General features: G+C 59.1%; 20 protein-coding genes. All 20 read left to right on the top strand.

Annotated elements, in window-relative coordinates; genetic code table 11:
• The first annotated feature begins 184 nt into the window (after positions 1 to 184).
• The 20 genes from rplM to H6B15_RS08655 all read left to right on the top strand — a co-directional run bounded on the left by rplM (position 185) and on the right by H6B15_RS08655 (position 18,057).
• The gene (gene rplM / locus H6B15_RS08750) at positions 185 to 616 is read left to right on the top strand and encodes a 50S ribosomal protein L13 (RefSeq protein WP_204647609.1); all 432 of its coding nucleotides are present in this window, start codon (positions 185 to 187) and stop codon (positions 614 to 616) included.
• A 17-nt stretch (positions 617 to 633) separates the two neighbouring features.
• A complete protein-coding gene (rpsI, locus tag H6B15_RS08745; protein ID WP_204647608.1) occupies positions 634 to 1,032 on the top strand; it encodes a 30S ribosomal protein S9 in 399 nt (132 codons plus the stop codon).
• 449 nt (positions 1,033 to 1,481) lie between these two features.
• Positions 1,482 to 2,303 (top strand): ParA family protein, encoded by an 822-nt coding sequence (locus H6B15_RS08740; RefSeq protein WP_204647607.1) that lies wholly within the window; start codon positions 1,482 to 1,484, stop codon positions 2,301 to 2,303.
• Positions 2,260 to 3,189, top strand: coding sequence for a ParB/RepB/Spo0J family partition protein (locus H6B15_RS08735; RefSeq protein WP_204647606.1), 930 nt, complete (start codon positions 2,260 to 2,262; stop codon positions 3,187 to 3,189). The genes H6B15_RS08740 and H6B15_RS08735 overlap by 44 nt, the downstream gene beginning before the upstream one ends.
• Before the next feature lie 11 nt (positions 3,190 to 3,200).
• Positions 3,201 to 3,467, top strand: a complete 267-nt coding sequence (locus H6B15_RS08730) for a DUF5720 family protein (RefSeq protein WP_204647605.1) — start codon at positions 3,201 to 3,203, stop codon at positions 3,465 to 3,467.
• A 94-nt stretch (positions 3,468 to 3,561) separates the two neighbouring features.
• Positions 3,562 to 3,972: a hypothetical protein gene (locus H6B15_RS08725; protein WP_243424346.1), complete on the top strand. Its 411-nt coding sequence runs from the start codon at positions 3,562 to 3,564 to the stop codon at positions 3,970 to 3,972.
• Between the two features lie 59 nt (positions 3,973 to 4,031).
• Entirely contained in the window at positions 4,032 to 4,910 is an 879-nt protein-coding gene (locus tag H6B15_RS08720; protein WP_204647603.1) for a DUF6017 domain-containing protein, read from the top strand.
• Between the two features lie 39 nt (positions 4,911 to 4,949).
• Positions 4,950 to 5,717, top strand: coding sequence for a BRO family protein (locus H6B15_RS08715; protein WP_204647602.1), 768 nt, complete (start codon positions 4,950 to 4,952; stop codon positions 5,715 to 5,717).
• A gap of 87 nt (positions 5,718 to 5,804) precedes the next feature.
• Positions 5,805 to 6,305 (top strand): PcfB family protein, encoded by a 501-nt coding sequence (locus H6B15_RS08710; RefSeq protein WP_204647601.1) that lies wholly within the window; start codon positions 5,805 to 5,807, stop codon positions 6,303 to 6,305.
• On the top strand, positions 6,302 to 8,131 hold the full coding sequence (locus tag H6B15_RS08705) for a VirD4-like conjugal transfer protein, CD1115 family (protein ID WP_204647600.1): 1,830 nt from the start codon (positions 6,302 to 6,304) through the stop codon (positions 8,129 to 8,131). Before H6B15_RS08710 ends, H6B15_RS08705 begins: the two co-directional genes overlap by 4 nt.
• A 214-nt stretch (positions 8,132 to 8,345) precedes the next feature.
• Positions 8,346 to 8,564 (top strand): Maff2 family mobile element protein, encoded by a 219-nt coding sequence (locus tag H6B15_RS08700; protein WP_007045882.1) that lies wholly within the window; start codon positions 8,346 to 8,348, stop codon positions 8,562 to 8,564.
• A 70-nt stretch (positions 8,565 to 8,634) separates the two neighbouring features.
• Positions 8,635 to 9,504, top strand: coding sequence for a VirB6/TrbL-like conjugal transfer protein, CD1112 family (locus tag H6B15_RS08695; protein WP_204647599.1), 870 nt, complete (start codon positions 8,635 to 8,637; stop codon positions 9,502 to 9,504).
• 22 nt (positions 9,505 to 9,526) lie between these two features.
• Positions 9,527 to 9,910, top strand: coding sequence for a PrgI family protein (locus H6B15_RS08690; protein ID WP_015573033.1), 384 nt, complete (start codon positions 9,527 to 9,529; stop codon positions 9,908 to 9,910).
• Entirely contained in the window at positions 9,873 to 12,320 is a 2,448-nt protein-coding gene (locus tag H6B15_RS08685; RefSeq protein WP_243424345.1) for a VirB4-like conjugal transfer ATPase, CD1110 family, read from the top strand. The genes H6B15_RS08690 and H6B15_RS08685 overlap by 38 nt, the downstream gene beginning before the upstream one ends.
• Positions 12,317 to 12,697, top strand: a complete 381-nt coding sequence (locus H6B15_RS08680) for a DUF3851 domain-containing protein (protein ID WP_002576347.1) — start codon at positions 12,317 to 12,319, stop codon at positions 12,695 to 12,697. Before H6B15_RS08685 ends, H6B15_RS08680 begins: the two co-directional genes overlap by 4 nt.
• A complete protein-coding gene (locus H6B15_RS08675; protein WP_204647598.1) occupies positions 12,690 to 14,423 on the top strand; it encodes a CHAP domain-containing protein in 1,734 nt (577 codons plus the stop codon). Before H6B15_RS08680 ends, H6B15_RS08675 begins: the two co-directional genes overlap by 8 nt.
• Before the next feature lie 33 nt (positions 14,424 to 14,456).
• Entirely contained in the window at positions 14,457 to 14,711 is a 255-nt protein-coding gene (locus H6B15_RS08670) for a DUF4315 family protein (RefSeq protein WP_147565968.1), read from the top strand.
• Entirely contained in the window at positions 14,701 to 15,483 is a 783-nt protein-coding gene (locus tag H6B15_RS08665; RefSeq protein WP_204647597.1) for a DUF4366 domain-containing protein, read from the top strand. Before H6B15_RS08670 ends, H6B15_RS08665 begins: the two co-directional genes overlap by 11 nt.
• A 193-nt stretch (positions 15,484 to 15,676) precedes the next feature.
• A complete protein-coding gene (locus tag H6B15_RS08660) occupies positions 15,677 to 17,779 on the top strand; it encodes a type IA DNA topoisomerase (RefSeq protein ID WP_204647596.1) in 2,103 nt (700 codons plus the stop codon).
• The gene (locus tag H6B15_RS08655) at positions 17,776 to 18,057 is read left to right on the top strand and encodes a hypothetical protein (protein ID WP_054334841.1); all 282 of its coding nucleotides are present in this window, start codon (positions 17,776 to 17,778) and stop codon (positions 18,055 to 18,057) included. Before H6B15_RS08660 ends, H6B15_RS08655 begins: the two co-directional genes overlap by 4 nt.

Below are 18,057 nucleotides of genomic sequence, written 5' to 3'. Positions count from 1 at the left end.
CAAGAGAAAACAAGAGCTACAAAGGAATAAATGAAAAAACGGATCAAAAACCGTTGACTTGCGTCCCCAGGTCTGTTATAATCACTCTTGCGCTAAAAAACGTCCGTCTGGACGTTCCCGATACTCCCTGCGGACCACAAAAGCCAAAGGGCGCGTGAATATACAGTATGGAGGATTCAGTATTATGAGTACTACGCTCGCTAAGCCCGCTGAGATGGCTGACCGCAAGTGGTATGTGATCGACGCTGCCGGCAAGCCCCTGGGCCGCGTTGCCGCCCAGGCCGCCGTTATTCTGCGCGGCAAGAACAAGCCCACCTTCACCCCCAACGTTGACTGCGGTGACCATGTCATCATCATCAACTGCGACGAGGCTGTCCTGACCGGCAAGAAGCTGGAAAAGAAGTTCCATCGCACCCATTCCGGCTGGATCGGCGGTCTGAAGGAAACCCAGTACAAGAACCTGATGGCCGAGGCCAGCGACAAGGCCATGACCTACGCTGTCAAGGGCATGGTGCCCTCCAACACCCTGGGCGCCAAGGCTATGACCCGCCTGCACTGCTACAAGACCGCAGAACACAACCACACCGCCCAGAAGCCTGAAGCGGTCGAATTCTAAGCAAGGAGGCAGCGAATATGTACGAGACTAAAGAATATTTCTACGGCACCGGCCGTCGTAAGCATTCCGTTGCCCGCGTCCGCGTGTACAACGGCACCGGCAAGTTCACCGTCAATGGCCGTGAGCTGGACAACTACTTCGGCCTGGACACCCTGAAGCTGCTGGCTCGCAGCCCCATGGTTCTGACCGGCACCGAAGGCCAGTTTGACGTTGTCGTCAACGTGGTCGGCGGCGGCTACTCCGGCCAGGCCGGCGCTATCCGCCATGGCCTGTCCCGCGCCCTACTGCAGTTCAACCCCGAGCTGCGCACCACCCTGAAGAAGGCTGGCTTCCTGACCCGCGATCCTCGTATGAAGGAACGTAAGAAGTACGGCCTCAAGGCCGCCCGTCGCGCTCCGCAGTTCAGCAAGCGCTGATTTCAGTTCAAAACAGCTCAAAAACCCCGAAACCATGCGGTTTTCGGGGTTTTTCCTTTTCAGATTGTTTGGCCTGTTTTGGCATGGTCTGACCTGTTTTGAACCAATTTTTATGGGTTAAATAAAGGACAACCACCCCTAAAATGAGGGCTAATGGGTTAAATTATAGGACAACTTTTTTGCCCCTGCACCCTCCCATGAGGTCATTTTTGCATTTTTGCCCCTCCGAATTTTTATGCAAAATCGGTTTGGCAGAGTTTGACCAAATCTGAACAAATGAATATGATTTTATTGCGAAAGCGCTCAGTGTTCCTGCTGGGCGCTTTTTGTATTTCCGGGGACTAATGTTCCGGGATCAGAAAAAGCCGTCACTCTTTTTTCAAGAAAGTAGTGGCGGCTTTTTCTATTTCCAGAACCAAACACGACAAACAGAAACGAGGTGAAATACGATGAACCCACAAATCATCGCCGTCGCCAACCAGAAGGGCGGCGTCGGCAAAACGACCACCTGCGCGAACTTGGGCATCGGGCTGGCCCAGGCCGGGAAGAAGGTGCTGCTGCTGGACGCCGATCCCCAGGCCAGCCTTACCATCAGCCTGGGCAACCCGCAGCCGGACAAGCTGCCCTTTACCCTGTCTGACGCGATGGGCCGTATCCTGATGGACGAGCCGCTGCGCCCCGGCGAGGGCATCCTGCACCACCCGGAGGGCGTGGACCTCATGCCCGCCGACATCCAGCTGTCCGGCATGGAGGTATCGCTGGTGAACGCCATGAGCCGAGAAACCGTCCTGCGGCAGTATCTGGACAGCGTGAAGGGACAGTATTCCCATATCCTGATTGACTGCCAGCCCTCCCTGGGGATGCTCACAGTCAACGCCCTGGCCGCCGCCAACAGGATCATAGTCCCCGTTCAGGCGGAGTATCTGCCTGCCAAGGGCCTGGAACAGCTGCTGTCCACCATCAGCAAGGTCAAGCGGCAGCTGAACCCTAAACTCCAGATCGACGGCATCCTGCTGACGATGGTGGACAGCCGAACCAATTTTGCGAAAGAAATCGCCGCCCTGCTGCGGGAGACCTACGGCAGCAAAATCAAGGTGTTCGGCACCGAGATTCCACATTCAGTCCGGGCCAAGGAGATCAGCGCCGAGGGCAAGAGCATCTTCGCCCATGACCCCGGCGGCAAGGTGGCCGAGGGCTACCGCAATCTGACAAAGGAGGTGTTGAAACTTGAAAAGCAGCGCGAAAAAAGTAGAGCTGGCCTCGGTAGATGACTTGTTCTCCACAGAGGAAAGCCGGGCCGACGCCCAGCGGGAGAAGGTTCTGGAAATTCCCTTGTCGGAGCTGCACCCCTTCAAGGACCACCCCTTTAAGGTCAAGGACGATGAGGCCATGATGGAGACCGCCGACAGCATCCGGCAGTACGGCGTGCTGGTTCCTGCCATCGCCCGCCCGGACCCGAACGGCGGCTATGAGCTGGTCGCCGGACACCGGCGTCACCGGGCCAGCGAACTGGCTGGCAAGGATACCATGCCGGTCATTGTCCGTGACCTGGATGACGATCAGGCCACTATCATCATGGTTGACAGCAATTTGCAGCGGGAAAGCCTGCTCCCCAGCGAGCGAGCTTTTGCTTATAAGATGAAGCTGGAGGCCATCAAGCACCAGGGGGCCAGAACAGACCTGACTTCTGTTCAAGTTGAACAGAAGTTAAGCGCCCGTGACCGCGTGGCGAAAGATGCAGGTGAGCGCAGCGGCATACAGGTTATGCGCTACATCCGCCTTACCGAGTTAATTCCCGAACTGCTGGACATGGTGGATGAGAAGAAAATTGCCTTCAACCCGGCCTATGAGCTGTCTTTCCTCAAAAAAGAGGAACAGACGCAGCTTCTGGACGCGATGGACAGCGAACAGGCTACGCCGTCGCTCTCCCAGGCCCAGCGGCTGAAAAAGTACAGCCAGGAGGGCCACCTGACCCTCGACATGATGCGCGTCATCATGGGGGAAGAAAAGAAAAGCGACCTGGATAAGATCACCTTCACCAGCGACACCCTGCGCAAGTATTTTCCCAGGAGCTACACCCCCGCCCGGATGCAGGAGACCATTATCAAGCTGCTGGAAGCGTGGCAGCGCAAGCGCCAGAGAGACCAGGAGCGATGAAAGGAGCGCCTATGAGGGATATTTCAGCCCGTGAGCTGAAAGGACACAACATTCTTGCCGTGGAGCGGTTTCGGGACAATACCCGCTGGATGATCGAGTTTTCCGTCCTGCGCCCCGGTTCCTACGGCAGCCCCGGCGATGAGGTGCGGCTGTTTCTCACCGAGGACGGCTATCAGGCCGCCTTACTCAGCCAGCAGCGCCGGGAGCTCAAAATCAAAAAGTGCGCCCATGTGGTTGAGGGGCACGTCCTGTATGTAAAGAAAAAACGGAGGAAATGAGATGTTCAGAGAAAAAGAAATCTGTAATGCCATTCGGACAGCGTATCTGCACCTGTTTCCTGATAAAAAGGAACGGAAACGGGCGCTTTCCAGATTGGACCTGGAGCTTGTGGCGCAGGGTGTGCGCTATCGTGGGGAAAGCGTCCTTGCCTACCAGACTTCTGGCAGCCATGCGTGCGCCCTGGACTATTACGGGCCGGAATTGTTTCCCCAGCGGGGGTGCTGTATTTACCAAAAAACGGTCCAAAGTCATTCCACCCAGGTGGATGCCGCCTGTATCCGGGAACTGTGGTTTCTGGAGGATGGACGGTTTGTGGAGGTGTCCGGCGTGACTACAAAATACCGTTCGGCATACGAGCGGTTTTCTACCTGCTACCGCACGGTACACCATATCGTCAAGGGCCGGGACTGGCAGGACTATCCGCCAGAGGAGATTGCCGATGCCTTTGAGGACATCAACGACCATCCTTTTGACGGGATGCCCGGAGTTTTCTATGAAGTTTGAGCCGCGTCATAACTGACAGCGGCTTTTTTCATGCCATAAATGCCGAGAGGAGTGATGAAATGGCCGTTTTTCGTATTGAACGGACCCGTGATTATACCGTTATGAGTAACCATCACCTGCGCGACAAGGCGTTGTCGCTGAAATCCAAGGGGCTTTTGTCCATGATGCTGTCCTTGCCGGAGGACTGGAACTACACCACCAGAGGACTTGCGAAAATCTGCAAGGAGGGCGTGGACGCCATCGGCGGGGCACTGCGGGAGCTGGAAAGCGCCGGGTACATCGTCCGCCACCAGCTGCGGGACCGTCAGGGCCGCATCAGCGACACCGAGTACGTCATCTATGAGCAGCCCCAGCCCAAAGCGCCGGATACGCCCCAGCCGGATACGGTTTCACCAGATACGGAAAACCCGTATCTGGCTGACCCGGATACGGAAAAGCCCGCTGAATTAAATATAGAGAAATCAAGGACCCAAAAATTAAATACTCAGGGATCAAGTACCGATTCCATTCCCTTCCGGGGCTTTGCGGCAGCGCAGCTGCCGGAACGGAAAGGACGGGATGCGATGTCGGTGAAAGAAATGCAGAGTTATCGGGATTTGGTGTTGGAGAACATCGAGTACGACCATCTGTGCCGGGAGTTTACCACCTACCGAGAGGATTTGGATGAGATCGTGGAGCTGATCGTGGAGACGGTCTGCGCCAAACGCAAGACCACCCGGATCGCCGGGGCGGACTTCCCCCATGAGGTGGTGCGGTCCCGGTTCTTGAAGTTGGACAGCTCCCACATCGAGTTCGTCATGGAGTGCCTGCACAACAACACCACCGAGGTCCGCAATATGAAGCAGTACCTGCTGACCGTGCTGTTCAACGCGCCTACCACCATGAACAACCACTACACGGCCCAGGTCAACCACGATATGCACGCAGGCGGCTGGTAATGGCCGCCTTTTCTGCTGCACCGCCCAAGGAGGCACGATATGAACCAGATGGAAATTTTCAAAAACCCGGAGTTTGGAAGCATCCGCACTTTTGAGCAGGACGGCAAGGTGCTGTTCTGCGGAACGGATGTAGCAACTGCTTTGGGATATGCCAATCCCCGTAAGGCCGTCCGCGACCACACCCGCTGTGGAACGAAATGTTCCATAGGGGTCCAGACCGGGAAAAAGGCGGATGGCACACCCGCCGTGCAGATGGTGGAAATGCTCTTTATCCCCGAAGGCGACGTTTACCGCCTCATTGTCCACAGCAAGCTGCCCTCGGCGGAGCGATTTGAACGCTGGGTGTTCGATGAAGTCTTGCCCACCATCCGCCAGCACGGGGCTTACCTCACCAGAGAAAAGCTGTGGGAGGTCGCCACCTCGCCGGAGGCGCTGCTGAAGCTCTGTTCCGACCTGCTGGCCGAGCGCGAGAAAAATGCGGCGCTGCGGGAGGACAACGCCCGGCTGCAAGGCAAGGCCGTCTACTATGACCTGTTCATCGACCTGCGACACAGTACCAACCTGCGCACCACCGCCAAGGAGCTGGACGTGCCGGAACGGCGGTTCGTCCGCTTTCTGCTGGAACGCCGGTACGTCTACCGCACTCCGTCGGGCTGTGTGCTGCCCTACGCCAAAGGCAGCAACGAGGGCCTGTTCTGTGTCAAGGATTTTTGCCGCAACGGCCACACCGGCTCCTACACGCTGGTGACGCCAAAGGGCAAGCTGCACTTTGCGGAACTTCGGTCCCTGATTTTGGTGACGGTATGACGGGCCGCCACCTGTTACGGCGGCTGGTGGTCCCGCCTTAGTACCCAAGACCGCTTTCTGCATAACCGACGAAGGGAGGCGAGAAAAATGCAGGAGGAAGTGGAAAACAGGACTTTGACGCTGGTAGTCAGCGGCACAAAGTTCACCGGGCGGCTGTTCAAGGCCGCCATATCCAAGTACATGGCCCACCGCAGGGAGAAGAAGCTGGAAAAGCAGCGCAGCCGGGATTCCCCCGTCACCCCCAAGGGCAAACAGACGGTGAAACAGCTCATCGGGCAGAACCAGGGCGTTTCCAACATTGAGATCAACGACCCGTCCATCCGGGACTTTGAGCGTATCGCCCGCAAGTACGGCGTGGACTATGCGGTGAAAAAGGACCGCAGCACTTCGCCGCCCAAGTACCTGATCTTCTTCAAGGGCCGGGACGCCGACGCGCTGACCGCTGCTTTTTCTGAATACACCCAGAAAAAGGTCAAGAAGGCGGAGCGCAGCGAGTGTCCGTCCGTGCTGGAGAAGCTGGCTCAGTTCAAAGAGCTGGTAAAAAGCGCCGTGGTGGACCGCGCCCACAGGAAGGAGCCGGAGCGATGAAGCAGCTGAATGTGAAAAAGCTGGTCCTTTTGAACCTGCCCTATATCCTGCTGGGCCTGTTTGCCACCAACCTGGGGGAAGCCTGGCGGCTGGCAACCGGAGCGGACGCTTCGGCCAAGATGCTCTCGTTTTTCTCCACCCTGCCGGTGGCGCTGGGGAGCTGGTGGCCCAGCCTGCACCCGCTGGACCTGGCCGTGGGGCTTTGCTGCGGTGCTGCGCTGCGGCTGGCGGTGTACCTGAAAGGCAAAAACGCCAAGAAGTACCGCCACAACATGGAGTACGGCTCGGCCAGATGGGGCACCCATGACGATATTGCCCCCTACATCGACCCGGTGTTCCAGAACAACGTCATTCTGACCCAGACCGAACGCCTCACCATGTCCAGCCGCCCCAAGAACCCCAAGTATGCCCGCAATAAAAACGTGCTGGTCATCGGCGGTTCCGGCAGCGGCAAGACCCGTTTCTGGCTCAAGCCCAACCTGATGCAGATGCACAGCTCCTACGTCGTTACCGACCCCAAGGGCACCATCCTGGTGGAGTGCGGCAAAATGCTCCAGCGGGGCGCACCCAAGCTGGGCAAGGACGGCAAGCCCATGAAGGACAAGCACGGAAAGGTCATTTACGAGCCGTACCAGATCAAGGTGCTGAACACCATCAATTTCAAAAAGTCGATGCACTATAACCCCTTCAGCTATATCCATAGCGAAAAGGACATCTTAAAGCTGGTAACAACGCTGATCGCCAACACCAAGGGCGAGGGCAAGGCCGGGGACGATTTCTGGGTCAAGGCGGAAACGCTGCTGTACTGTGCGCTCATCGGCTACATCCACTATGAGGCCCCGGTGGAGGAACAGAATTTCTCCACCCTCATCGAGTTCATCAACGCGATGGAGGTGCGGGAGGATGACGAGGAGTTCAAAAATCAGGTGGACCTGATGTTCGACGAGCTGGAAGCCAGAAGCCCCAACCACTTTGCGGTGCGGCAATACAAGAAATACAAGCTGGCGGCGGGCAAAACCGCCAAGTCGATTTTGATTTCCTGCGGGGCACGGCTTGCCGTGTTCGATATTGCCGAGCTGCGGGAGATCACCTCTTACGATGAGCTGGAGCTGGATACCCTGGGAGACCGGCGGACGGCCCTGTTCCTCATTATGAGTGATACCGACGATAGCTTTAACTTCCTGATCTCCATGTGCTACACCCAGCTGTTCAACCTATTGTGCGAGAAAGCCGACGATGTGTACGGCGGGCGGCTGCCGGTCCATGTGCGGTGCCTCATCGACGAGTGCGCCAACATCGGCCAGATCCCCAAGCTGGAAAAGCTGGTGGCTACCATCCGCAGCCGGGAGATTTCCGCCTGCCTGGTCTTGCAGGCACAGAGCCAACTCAAGGCCATCTACAAGGACAACGCCGACACCATCATCGGCAATATGGACAGTTCCATCTTCCTGGGCGGCAAGGAGCCGACCACATTGAAGGAGCTGGCCGCCGTGCTGGGCAAGGAGACCATCGACACCTACAACACCGGCGAGAGCCGAGGGCGGGAAACTTCCCACTCGCTCAACTACCAGAAGCTCGGCAAAGAGCTGATGAGCCAGGATGAGCTGGCCGTCATGGACGGTGGCAAGTGCATCCTCCAGCTGCGCGGGGTGCGGCCGTTTCTGTCGGACAAGTACGACATCACCCAGCACCCCAACTACAAGTACACCGCCGACGCCGACCCGAAAAATGCGTTCAGCATTGAAGATTTCCTGCGGGCCAGGTTGAAGCTGAAACCCAACCAGGTCTGCGACGTGTATGAGATCGACGCCGCAGCCGACGATTGATGCTCCGCTATGAAAGGAGGGGTCCTATCTACCCGCCACAACCGCCCCGGACGGGGCCATTGGCGTACAAAGCGGACGATCTCTATCAAAAAATGAAAAAGGAGGAAGGCCGGAATCAAGCCCCCGGAAAGCGGGCGGCGATCATCCGGCTTTTGTATGCCTATGAACCATGACTAAATCAAACTTTTCAAACTGATTCCGGCCAACTTTATTTATGGAATTTTTCAATCAGGCAATCACCGTTCTCCAGACCCTCGTTATCGCCCTCGGTGCCGGTCTCGGCGTATGGGGCGTCATCAACCTGCTGGAAGGTTACGGCAACGACAACCCCGGCGCGAAGTCGCAGGGCATGAAACAGCTGATGGCCGGCGCGGGCGTCGCCATCGTGGGCATGGTCCTTGTACCGCTGCTGTCCGGCCTGTTCACCGTCTGATCGTACCCCGCTGAAATCCTCGCCCCCTCCCGCGCACAGCGGGAGGGGCTGAAAGGAGGTTTGACACCGTATGGATTTCTTATTGGATGCCCTTACCAACTGGCTGAAAGAGATGCTGGTGGGCGGCATCATGGGAAACTTATCGGGGATGTTCGACAGCGTAAATCAGCAGGTCGCGGATATATCCGTACAGGTGGGCCAGACCCCGCAGGGGTGGAACGGCAGCATTTTCAGTATGATCCAGAACCTCTCCAACTCCATCATGGTGCCGATTGCTGGCGTGATCCTGGCTATCGTGATGACGCTGGAGCTGATCCAGATGATTACCGACCGCAACAACCTGCATGACGTGGACACCTGGATGATCTTCAAATGGGTGTTCAAATCCGCCGCCGCGATTTTGCTCGTCACCAACACCTGGAACCTCGTCATGGCCGTGTTCGACATGGCCCAAAGCGTGGTGGCCCAGGCGTCCGGCATCATCGGTTCGGACGCTTCCATCGACATCTCCGCTGTTATGACCGATATGGAGTCCCGGCTGATGGATATGGACCTGGGGCCGTTGTTCGGCCTGTGGTTCCAGTCGCTCTTTATCGGCATTACCATGTGGGCGCTGTATATCTGCATTTTCATCGTCATTTATGGCCGTATGATCGAAATTTACCTTGTCACGTCGGTGGCCCCCATCCCGATGGCGACCATGATGGGCAAGGAATGGGGCGGCATGGGCCAGAACTACCTGCGCAGCCTGCTGGCTCTGGGCTTCCAGGCATTTTTGATTATCGTCTGTGTAGCGATCTACGCCGTACTGGTGCAGAACATCGCCACCGAGGAGGACATCATCATGGCGATCTGGAGCTGTGTGGGCTATACCGTGCTGCTGTGTTTTACGCTGTTCAAGACCGGCAGCCTGTCCAAAGCCGTATTCAACGCACATTGACCCGGAAGGAGGGAATTTACCAATGGCTTATGTACCCGTACCCAAAGACCTGACGAAAGTCAAAACCAAGGTCGCGTTCAACTTAACCAAGAGACAGCTTGTCTGCTTCGGCTGCGGGGCGCTCATCGGCGTGCCGCTTTTCTTTTTGCTCCGGGGTCCTGCTGGCAACAGCGTGGCGGCCATGTGCATGATGCTCGTCATGCTGCCCTTCTTCATGCTGGCGATGTATGAAAAACACGGCCAGCCCCTGGAAAAGATCATCGGCAACATCCTCAAGGTGGCCGTCATCCGGCCCAAGCAGCGCCCCTACCGCACCAACAACTTCTATGCCGTGTTGGAGCGGCAGGCAAATCTCGACAAGGAGGTGTATGACATTGTTCGCGGCAAAGACAAAGCGGCAGGCTGAACCGGCAGAGCCGCAGACCAAACCCCGGCGTAAGCTGACCCGCGCCGAACGCAAACAGATCGAGGCAGCGATTGCCCGCGCCAACCGCACGGGCAAAAAGGAACAGTCCGCCCAGGACAGCATCCCCTATGAGCGGATGTGGCCGGACGGCATCTGCAAGGTGGCGGATGGCCGCTACACCAAGACCATCCAGTTCCAGGACATCAACTACCAGCTCAGCCAGAACGAGGACAAGACCGCCATCTTTGAAGGCTGGTGCGATTTCCTCAACTATTTTGACAGCTCCATCCGTTTCCAGCTGTCCTTTTTGAACCTGGCAGCGTCCCAGGAGACCTTCGCCAACAGCATCACCATCCCGGCTCAGGGAGATGACTTTGACCCCATCCGGGTGGAGTACACGCAGATGCTGCAAAACCAGCTGGCGCGGGGCAACAACGGCCTCATCAAGACCAAGTACCTGACCTTTTCCATCGAGGCCGACAGCATCCGCTCCGCCAAGCCCCGTCTGGAGCGTATCGAGACCGATGTGCTGAACAACTTCAAGCGGCTGGGCGTGGCCGCCGAGGTCCTGGACGGCAAAGCTCGGCTGGCCCAGCTCCACGCCATCTTCCACATGGACGAGCAGGCACCGTTCCAGTTCGAGTGGGACTGGCTGGCTCCCAGCGGCCTTTCCACCAAAGACTTTATCGCTCCGTCCGGCTTCGAGTTCCGCACCGGCAAGCAGTTCCGCATGGGAAAGAAGTACGGGGCCGTCAGCTTCGTGCAGATTCTGGCCCCGGAGCTGAATGACCGTATGCTGGCGGATTTTCTCGATATGGAAAGTTCCCTCATCGTCAACCTGCACATCCAGTCGGTGGACCAGGTGAAGGCCATCAAGACGGTGAAGCGCAAGATCACCGACCTGGACCGCAGCAAGATCGAGGAACAGAAAAAGGCCGTCCGCGCCGGGTATGACATGGACATCATCCCGTCCGACCTTGCTACCTACGGGGCCGAGGCCAAGAAGCTGTTGCAGGACCTGCAAAGCCGCAACGAGCGGATGTTCCTGGTGACGTTTTTGGTGCTGAACACCGCGGACAATCCCCGCCAGCTGGGCAACAACATCTTCCAGGCGAGCTCCATCGCGCAGAAGTACAACTGCCAGCTGACCCGGCTGGACTTCCAGCAGGAAGAAGGCTTGATGTCCTCTCTGCCGCTGGGGCTGAACCAGGTGGAGATCCAGCGCGGGCTGACTACCAGCTCTACCGCCATCTTCGTGCCATTCACCACCCAGGAGCTTTTTCAGAATGGCAAAGAGGCGCTGTACTACGGCATCAACGCCCTGTCCAATAACCTCATCATGGTGGACCGCAAGCTGCTGAAAAACCCCAACGGCCTGATTTTAGGCACGCCGGGCAGCGGCAAATCGTTCAGCGCCAAGCGTGAGATCGCTAACTGCTTCCTGCTCACCAGCGATGATGTCATCATCTGTGACCCGGAGGCCGAGTACGCGCCGCTGGTGGAGCGCCTGCACGGGCAGGTCATCAAAATCTCGCCCACCTCCACCAACTATATCAACCCGATGGACCTGAACCTGGACTATTCGGACGATGAAAGCCCGCTGTCGCTGAAATCCGACTTCATCTTGTCGCTGTGCGAGCTGATCGTGGGCGGCAAGGACGGATTGCAGCCGGTACAGAAAACCATTATTGACCGCTGTGTGCGGCTGGTGTATCAGGACTACCTCAACGATCCGCGCCCGGAGAATATGCCCATTCTGGAGGATCTGTACGACCTGCTGCGGGCGCAGGACGAGAAAGAGGCGCAGTACATCGCCACGGCGCTGGAAATCTACGTCACCGGCTCCCTCAACGTGTTCAACCACCGCAGCAACGTGGACATCAACAACCGCATTGTCTGCTACGACATCAAGGAGCTGGGCAAGCAGCTGAAAAAGATCGGTATGCTGGTGGTGCAGGACCAGGTGTGGAACCGCGTCACCATCAACCGGGCGGCCCGCAAGTCCACCCGCTACTACATCGACGAGATGCACCTGCTCTTGAAAGAGGAACAGACCGCCGCCTATACGGTGGAGATTTGGAAGCGGTTCCGTAAGTGGGGCGGCATTCCCACGGGCATCACGCAGAATGTCAAAGACCTTTTGAGCAGCCGCGAGGTGGAAAACATCTTTGAAAACTCCGACTTCGTGTATATGCTCAACCAGGCGGGCGGTGACCGGCAGATTTTGGCCCGGCAGCTGGGCATTTCCCCGCACCAGCTGTCCTATGTGACCCACTCCGGCGAGGGCGAGGGGCTGCTGTTCTACGGCTCCACCATCCTGCCCTTTGTGGACCACTTCCCCAAGAATACCGAACTGTATCGCATTATGACGACCAAACCCCAGGAAATGAAGGAGGCTGATGGACGATGAAACCCGAAATTCTGCATAACGACCACATGATGTTTCTGGACCGGGCGCTGGAAACCCAGCGCACCGCGCTCCTGACGGCGATGGCGGATGCCGTTTCCGAGTGCCGCACGGCGGCGGACCAGGCCGCTGAACTGACCGAGACCGGCGAGACCGGCCTGCTGCGGCTGGTGGAGATTCTGTGCGCCGCCAAGGTCCAGCGCGGGCAGGCCGGTGAGACTGTGCTGGAGGGCACCGAGGTCCAGATTTTGGCCGACGTGGTGGCCCAGCTCTACGCCTGCCTGACCGAGTGCCGCTTTGTGGGTCCGCTGGGGCTGGCGGCCTATGCGGAGCTTTCCAGCATGGCGGCCTCCCTCATGCTGGGGGAATGGTTTGATTAAGGAACCGCGCCTGCGCTTCACGGAGGAAGAACGGGCAGACCCGGCGCTGGAAAAGCCCATCCGCAAGGCGGAAAAGGCCGCCGCCAAAGCGGACAAGGCGCAGGCAAAAATCCCGAAAAAGCAGGTCAAGCGGGCCGAGGTGGACCCAAAGACCGGCAAGGTCACGACCAAGCTGGTGCTGGAGGATAAGCCCCGGCCGCCCTCCAAACTGTCCCATACGGTGCGGGACGCGCCGGGCAACGCGGTGGCGGGTAAGCTCCATCAGGAGATCCGCAAGACCGAGGACGATAACGTGGGCGTGGAAAGCGCCCACAAGTCCGAGGAAGCCGTGGAGACCGGCGTGCATCTGGTCCGGGAGGGCTACCGCAGCCACAAGCTGAAACCCTACCGCAAGGCCGCCCAGGCCGAGCGGAAGTTGGAAAAGACCAACATCGAGGCGCTGTTCCAGAAATCCGTCTATGAAAACCCTGCGGCGGCCAGCAACCCGCTGTCCCGCTGGCAGCAGAAACAGCAGATCAAGAAGCAGTACGCCGCCGCCAAACGGGCCGCACAGTCTGGCGGGACCGCCGCCGGTGCCGCCCAAAAGACCGGCAAGGCGGCCAAGACGGTCAAGGAAAAAGCCCAGCAAGCCGGGGCCTATGTGATGCGCCACAAAAAGGGCTTTGGCATCGCCCTGGGCCTATTTTTAATCGTCTGCTTGCTGCTCAACACCATGTCCTCCTGCTCTATGATGGCGCAGAGCATCGGTTCGGCGATCTCCGGCACCACCTATCCTTCGGATGACCCGGAGCTGGTGGCGGTGGAAGCCGACTACGCCGCCAAGGAGGCCGCGCTGCAAGCCGAGATCGACAACATCGAGAGCAGCCACCCCGGCTATGACGAATACCGCTATGACCTGGATATGATTGGCCACGACCCCCACGAGCTGGCGGCCTACCTGTCCGCTGTGCTGCAAGGCTACACGCGGGCAAGCGCCCAGGCGGAGCTGGAACGCATCTTTGCGGCCCAATACCAGCTGACGCTGACCGAGGAAGTGGAGGTGCGCTACCGCACCGAGACCCGGACGGACAGCGAGGGCAACGAGTATGACGTGGAAGTGCCCTACAACTACTACATCTTAAATGTGACCCTCACCAGCAAGCCCATCTCCTCCGTGGCGTCGGAACTGCTGACGCCGGACCAGCTGGAAATGTACCAGGTGTACCGGCAGACGCTGGGCAACAAGCCCCTGATCTTCGGCGGCGGGTCCGCCGACACCAGCGATTCTGAAAGTTTGGCCGGTGTGGAGTTTGTAAACGGCACCCGCCCCGGCAATCAGGCGGTGGTGGACATCGCCAAAAGCCAGGTGGGCAACGTGGGCGGCCAGCCCTATTGGAGCTGGTACGGCTTTAATTCCCGCGTGGAGTGGTGTGCTTGCTTCGTGTCCTGGTGTTACGGCCAGATGGGCCTTTCCGAGCCGCGCTTTGCCGCCTGCCAGTCCCAGGGCATCCCCTGGTTCCAGTCGCATGGACAATGGGGCGGGCGGGATTACGCCAACATCGCCCCCGGCGACGCTATCTTCTTCGATTGGGACCTGGATGGCAGCGCCGACCATGTGGGCATTGTTGTCGGCACCGATGGCAGCCGGGTTTACACCGTGGAAGGCAATTCCGGCGACGCCTGCAAGATCAAGAGTTATTCCCTTGATTATCAGTGTATCAAAGGCTATGGCTTGATGAACTGGTGACAAATTTTTATGAAGAATAGGAGTGATTTGACTATGGCTAAAAACAAAATTGAGCGCATCGACCAGGAGATCGCCAAGACCCGCGAGAAGATCGCGGAACAGCAGGAAAAGCTGAAAGACCTGGAAGCGCAGAAAACCGAGGCGGAGAACCTGGAGATCGTCCAGATGGTGCGTGCCCTGCGTATGACACCGGCCCAGCTGTCCGCCATGCTGTCTGGCGGCATGGTGTCCGGCCGGGCGGTGGGTCCCGCCGATTCTGAACAGGAGGAAATGACCCATGAAGAATAAAAAGATTTTGAGAACTTTTGCCGCCCTTTGCACCTGTCTGATGCTGATGGGCGGCTTCTCTGTGACCGCCTTTGCCCAGGGCGCTGACCCTGCGCCTACGGCCACACCGGCGGCGGATGCCACCAACGACAGCAACGTGGTGGTGGAGGAAACCGAGGACAGTCCCGCCCTGACTCCGGAGGGCAACGCCGCCCTGGTGGATGACTACGGCGGCAACAAGCAGCTCATCACCGTCACCACCAAGGCGGGCAACTACTTCTATATCCTCATTGACCGCGCCAACGAGGACAAGGAGACCGCCGTCCACTTTTTGAACCAGGTGGACGAGGCCGACCTAGAGGCGCTGATGGAGGACAGTGAGACGGCGGAGGAAACGCCCGCTGTCTGCAACTGTACGGAAAAGTGCGCCGCCGGTGCGGTGAACACGGCCTGCCCTGTCTGCGCTGTGAATATGGCGGAGTGTACGGGCCAGGAGCCGGAACCCACGCCCGCCCCGGAAACAGACCCGGAGCCGGAACAGGAACCGGCAGGGTTGAACCCGGCGATGCTGCTGGTGGTGCTGGCTGTGCTGGGCGGCATCGGTGCGCTGGTCTACTTCAAATTCATCAAGCAGAAGCCCAAGACCAAGGGCAGCGACAACCTGGATGATTACGACTACGGCGAGGACGATACCGAACAGGAGGATGCGGACCCCTGGGAGACCGAGGAATCCGACGAGCCGGAGGACGCCGGCGGGGGCGGCGATGAGGAAAGCGAGAACCCGGCCCAATGACCCGGTTCACCGACAGCCCCTATGAACCCATGATGACGCGCAGGCCGGAGGGCGGGAAGGCAGCTTCCCGTCCTCCCTCTTTATCTTCCGGCCACCCCTGCTATGGCTGCGGAACCTACCGCCCCGGCCAGCCCTGTGTGGGTTTCTGCCACAAAGAGCTGACTGCGTGGCTGCGCGAAAGGAGGAAGCAAAAATGAAATTGGTAATTGCCGAGAAGCCCTCGGTGGCAAAATCCCTGGCCGCTGTGCTGGGGGCCACTTCCCGCAAAGACGGCTACCTGGAGGGCGGCGGCTGGCTGGTGAGCTGGTGCCTGGGGCATCTGGCCGGGCTGGCGGACGCCGCCACCTACAACCCCGACTACGCCAAGTGGCGCTATGATGACCTGCCCATTTTGCCGGAGTCCTGGCGCTTCACCATCGCCAAGGACAAGCGGGATCAGTTCGACGTGCTACGGACCCTGCTGCGGCGGGAGGACGTGACCGAGGTGGTGAACGCCTGCGACGCCGGGCGTGAGGGCGAGCTGATTTTCCGCACCGTCTACTGCCTGGCGGGCTGCCAGAAGCCCATGAAACGGCTGTGGATCAGCAGCATGGAGGATTCCGCCATCCGGGAGGGCTTTGCACACCTGCGCCCCGGCGCGGACTATGACGGGCTGCACCAGGCGGCCCTCTGCCGGGCCAAGGCCGACTGGCTGGTGGGCATCAACGCCACCCGGCTGTTCTCGGTGCTGTACCACCGCACCCTCAATATCGGGCGGGTCATGTCCCCGACGCTGGCCCTCATCGTCCAGCGGGAGGCCGAGATCGACGCCTTCAAGCCGGTGCCGTTCTATACCGTGGCGCTGGACCTGCCCGGTTTTACCGCTGCCAGTGCCCGGATGGACAAGAAAGCCGATGCCGAACAGTTGAAAAGTGCCTGTCAGGGCGGCACGGCCACGGTGAAAAAGGTGGAGCGCAGGGACAAATCCGAGAAGCCGCCTGCCCTCTATGACCTCACCACCCTCCAGCGGGACGCCAACCGCCTGCTGGGGTTCACGGCGCAGCAGACGTTGGACTATCTGCAAAACCTCTATGAAAAGAAGCTCTGCACCTATCCCCGGACGGACAGCCGTTACCTGACCTCCGATATGGCCGAGGGCCTGCCGGTGCTGGTGAATCTGGTCGCCAACGCCATGCCGTTCCGCAAAGGCATCGCCATCTCCTGCGATGTAGCAACGGTCATCAACGACAAGAAAGTGACCGACCACCATGCGGTGATCCCCACCCGCAACCTCCGGGAAGCGGACCTGTCCGCTCTGCCGGTGGGTGAACGGGCCATTCTGGAGCTGGTGGCCCTGCGGCTGCTGTGTGCGGTGGCCCAGCCCTATACCTACGCCGAGACCGCTATCACAGTAGAGTGCGCGGGAGCAACGTTCACCGCCAAAGGACGCACGGTGAAGCAGCCCGGCTGGCGGGCGCTGGACGCTGCCTACCGGGCCAGCATGAAAAGTGCGCCGGAACAGGACGGCAATTCCGAAGATAAGGCGTTGCCTGAACTGTCCGAGGGCCAGGAGCTGCCGGTCGCCGGTGCCGCCGTCAAGGAGGGCAAGACTACCCCGCCCAAGCATTTCACCGAGGACACCTTGCTCTCCGCGATGGAAACTGCCGGGAAAGACGATATGCCGGAGGATGCCGAGCGCAAAGGGCTGGGGACGTCTGCCACCCGTGCCGGGATTTTGGAGAAGCTGGTGTCCACCGGCTTTCTGGAACGGAAAAAGAGTAAGAAAACCGTACAGCTCCTGCCGTCCCACGATGCCATTTCCCTGATTACCGTCCTGCCGGAGCAGCTGCAATCCCCGCTGCTGACCGCCGAGTGGGAGTACCGTCTGGGCGAGATCGAGCGCGGCGAGCTGGCCCCGGAGGACTTCATGGCCGAGATCACCGCCATGCTGAAGGAGCTGGTGGAAACCTATCAGGTCATCAAGGGCAGCGAGTACCTGTTCACCCCGCCCCGTGAGGTAGTGGGCAGATGCCCCCGCTGCGGCGGTGAAATTGCAGAAATGCAAAAAGGCTTCTTCTGCCAGGACAAATCTTGCAAATTTGCAATCTGGAAGAACAGTAAGTGGTGGGCCGCCAAGCGCAAGCAGCCCACCAAGGCCATCGTGGAGGCGCTGCTGAAAGATGGCCGCGCCCATGTGGCGGGGCTGTACTCCGAGAAAAGCGGCAAGACCTACGACGCCACCGTGGTGCTGGAGGACACCGGCCAGTACGTCAACTTCAAGCTGGACTTTGACCGGCAGAAAGGCGGCGGCAAATGAAACTGAGTTTGTATGAACAGGAAACGATTATCCTCTACAACCAGGCCGAGGCCACCGCCGAGGTCTATTCCCACGACCCGCGCCTGCTGGAAAAGCTGCGGCGGCTGGCCGAGAAGTACCCGGACCAGATCGTGAAAAAGGACCGCCAGACCTTCACGGTGCCCAAACGCTGCGTGTCGGTGCGGGAGCCGTACAGCGCCGAGCGCCGCAAGGCCGCCAGCGAGCGGGCCAAGGCTGCCGGGTATAAACCGCCCGTCCCGAAAGCGGGCGGCAAGTAA

This window comes from Gemmiger formicilis, from assembly GCF_016900095.1.
GTDB lineage: Bacteria > Bacillota > Clostridia > Oscillospirales > Ruminococcaceae > Gemmiger > Gemmiger formicilis_A.
Note: the sequence above shows the minus strand (reverse complement) of the source record. Positions and strands in the feature narration are given on the sequence as shown.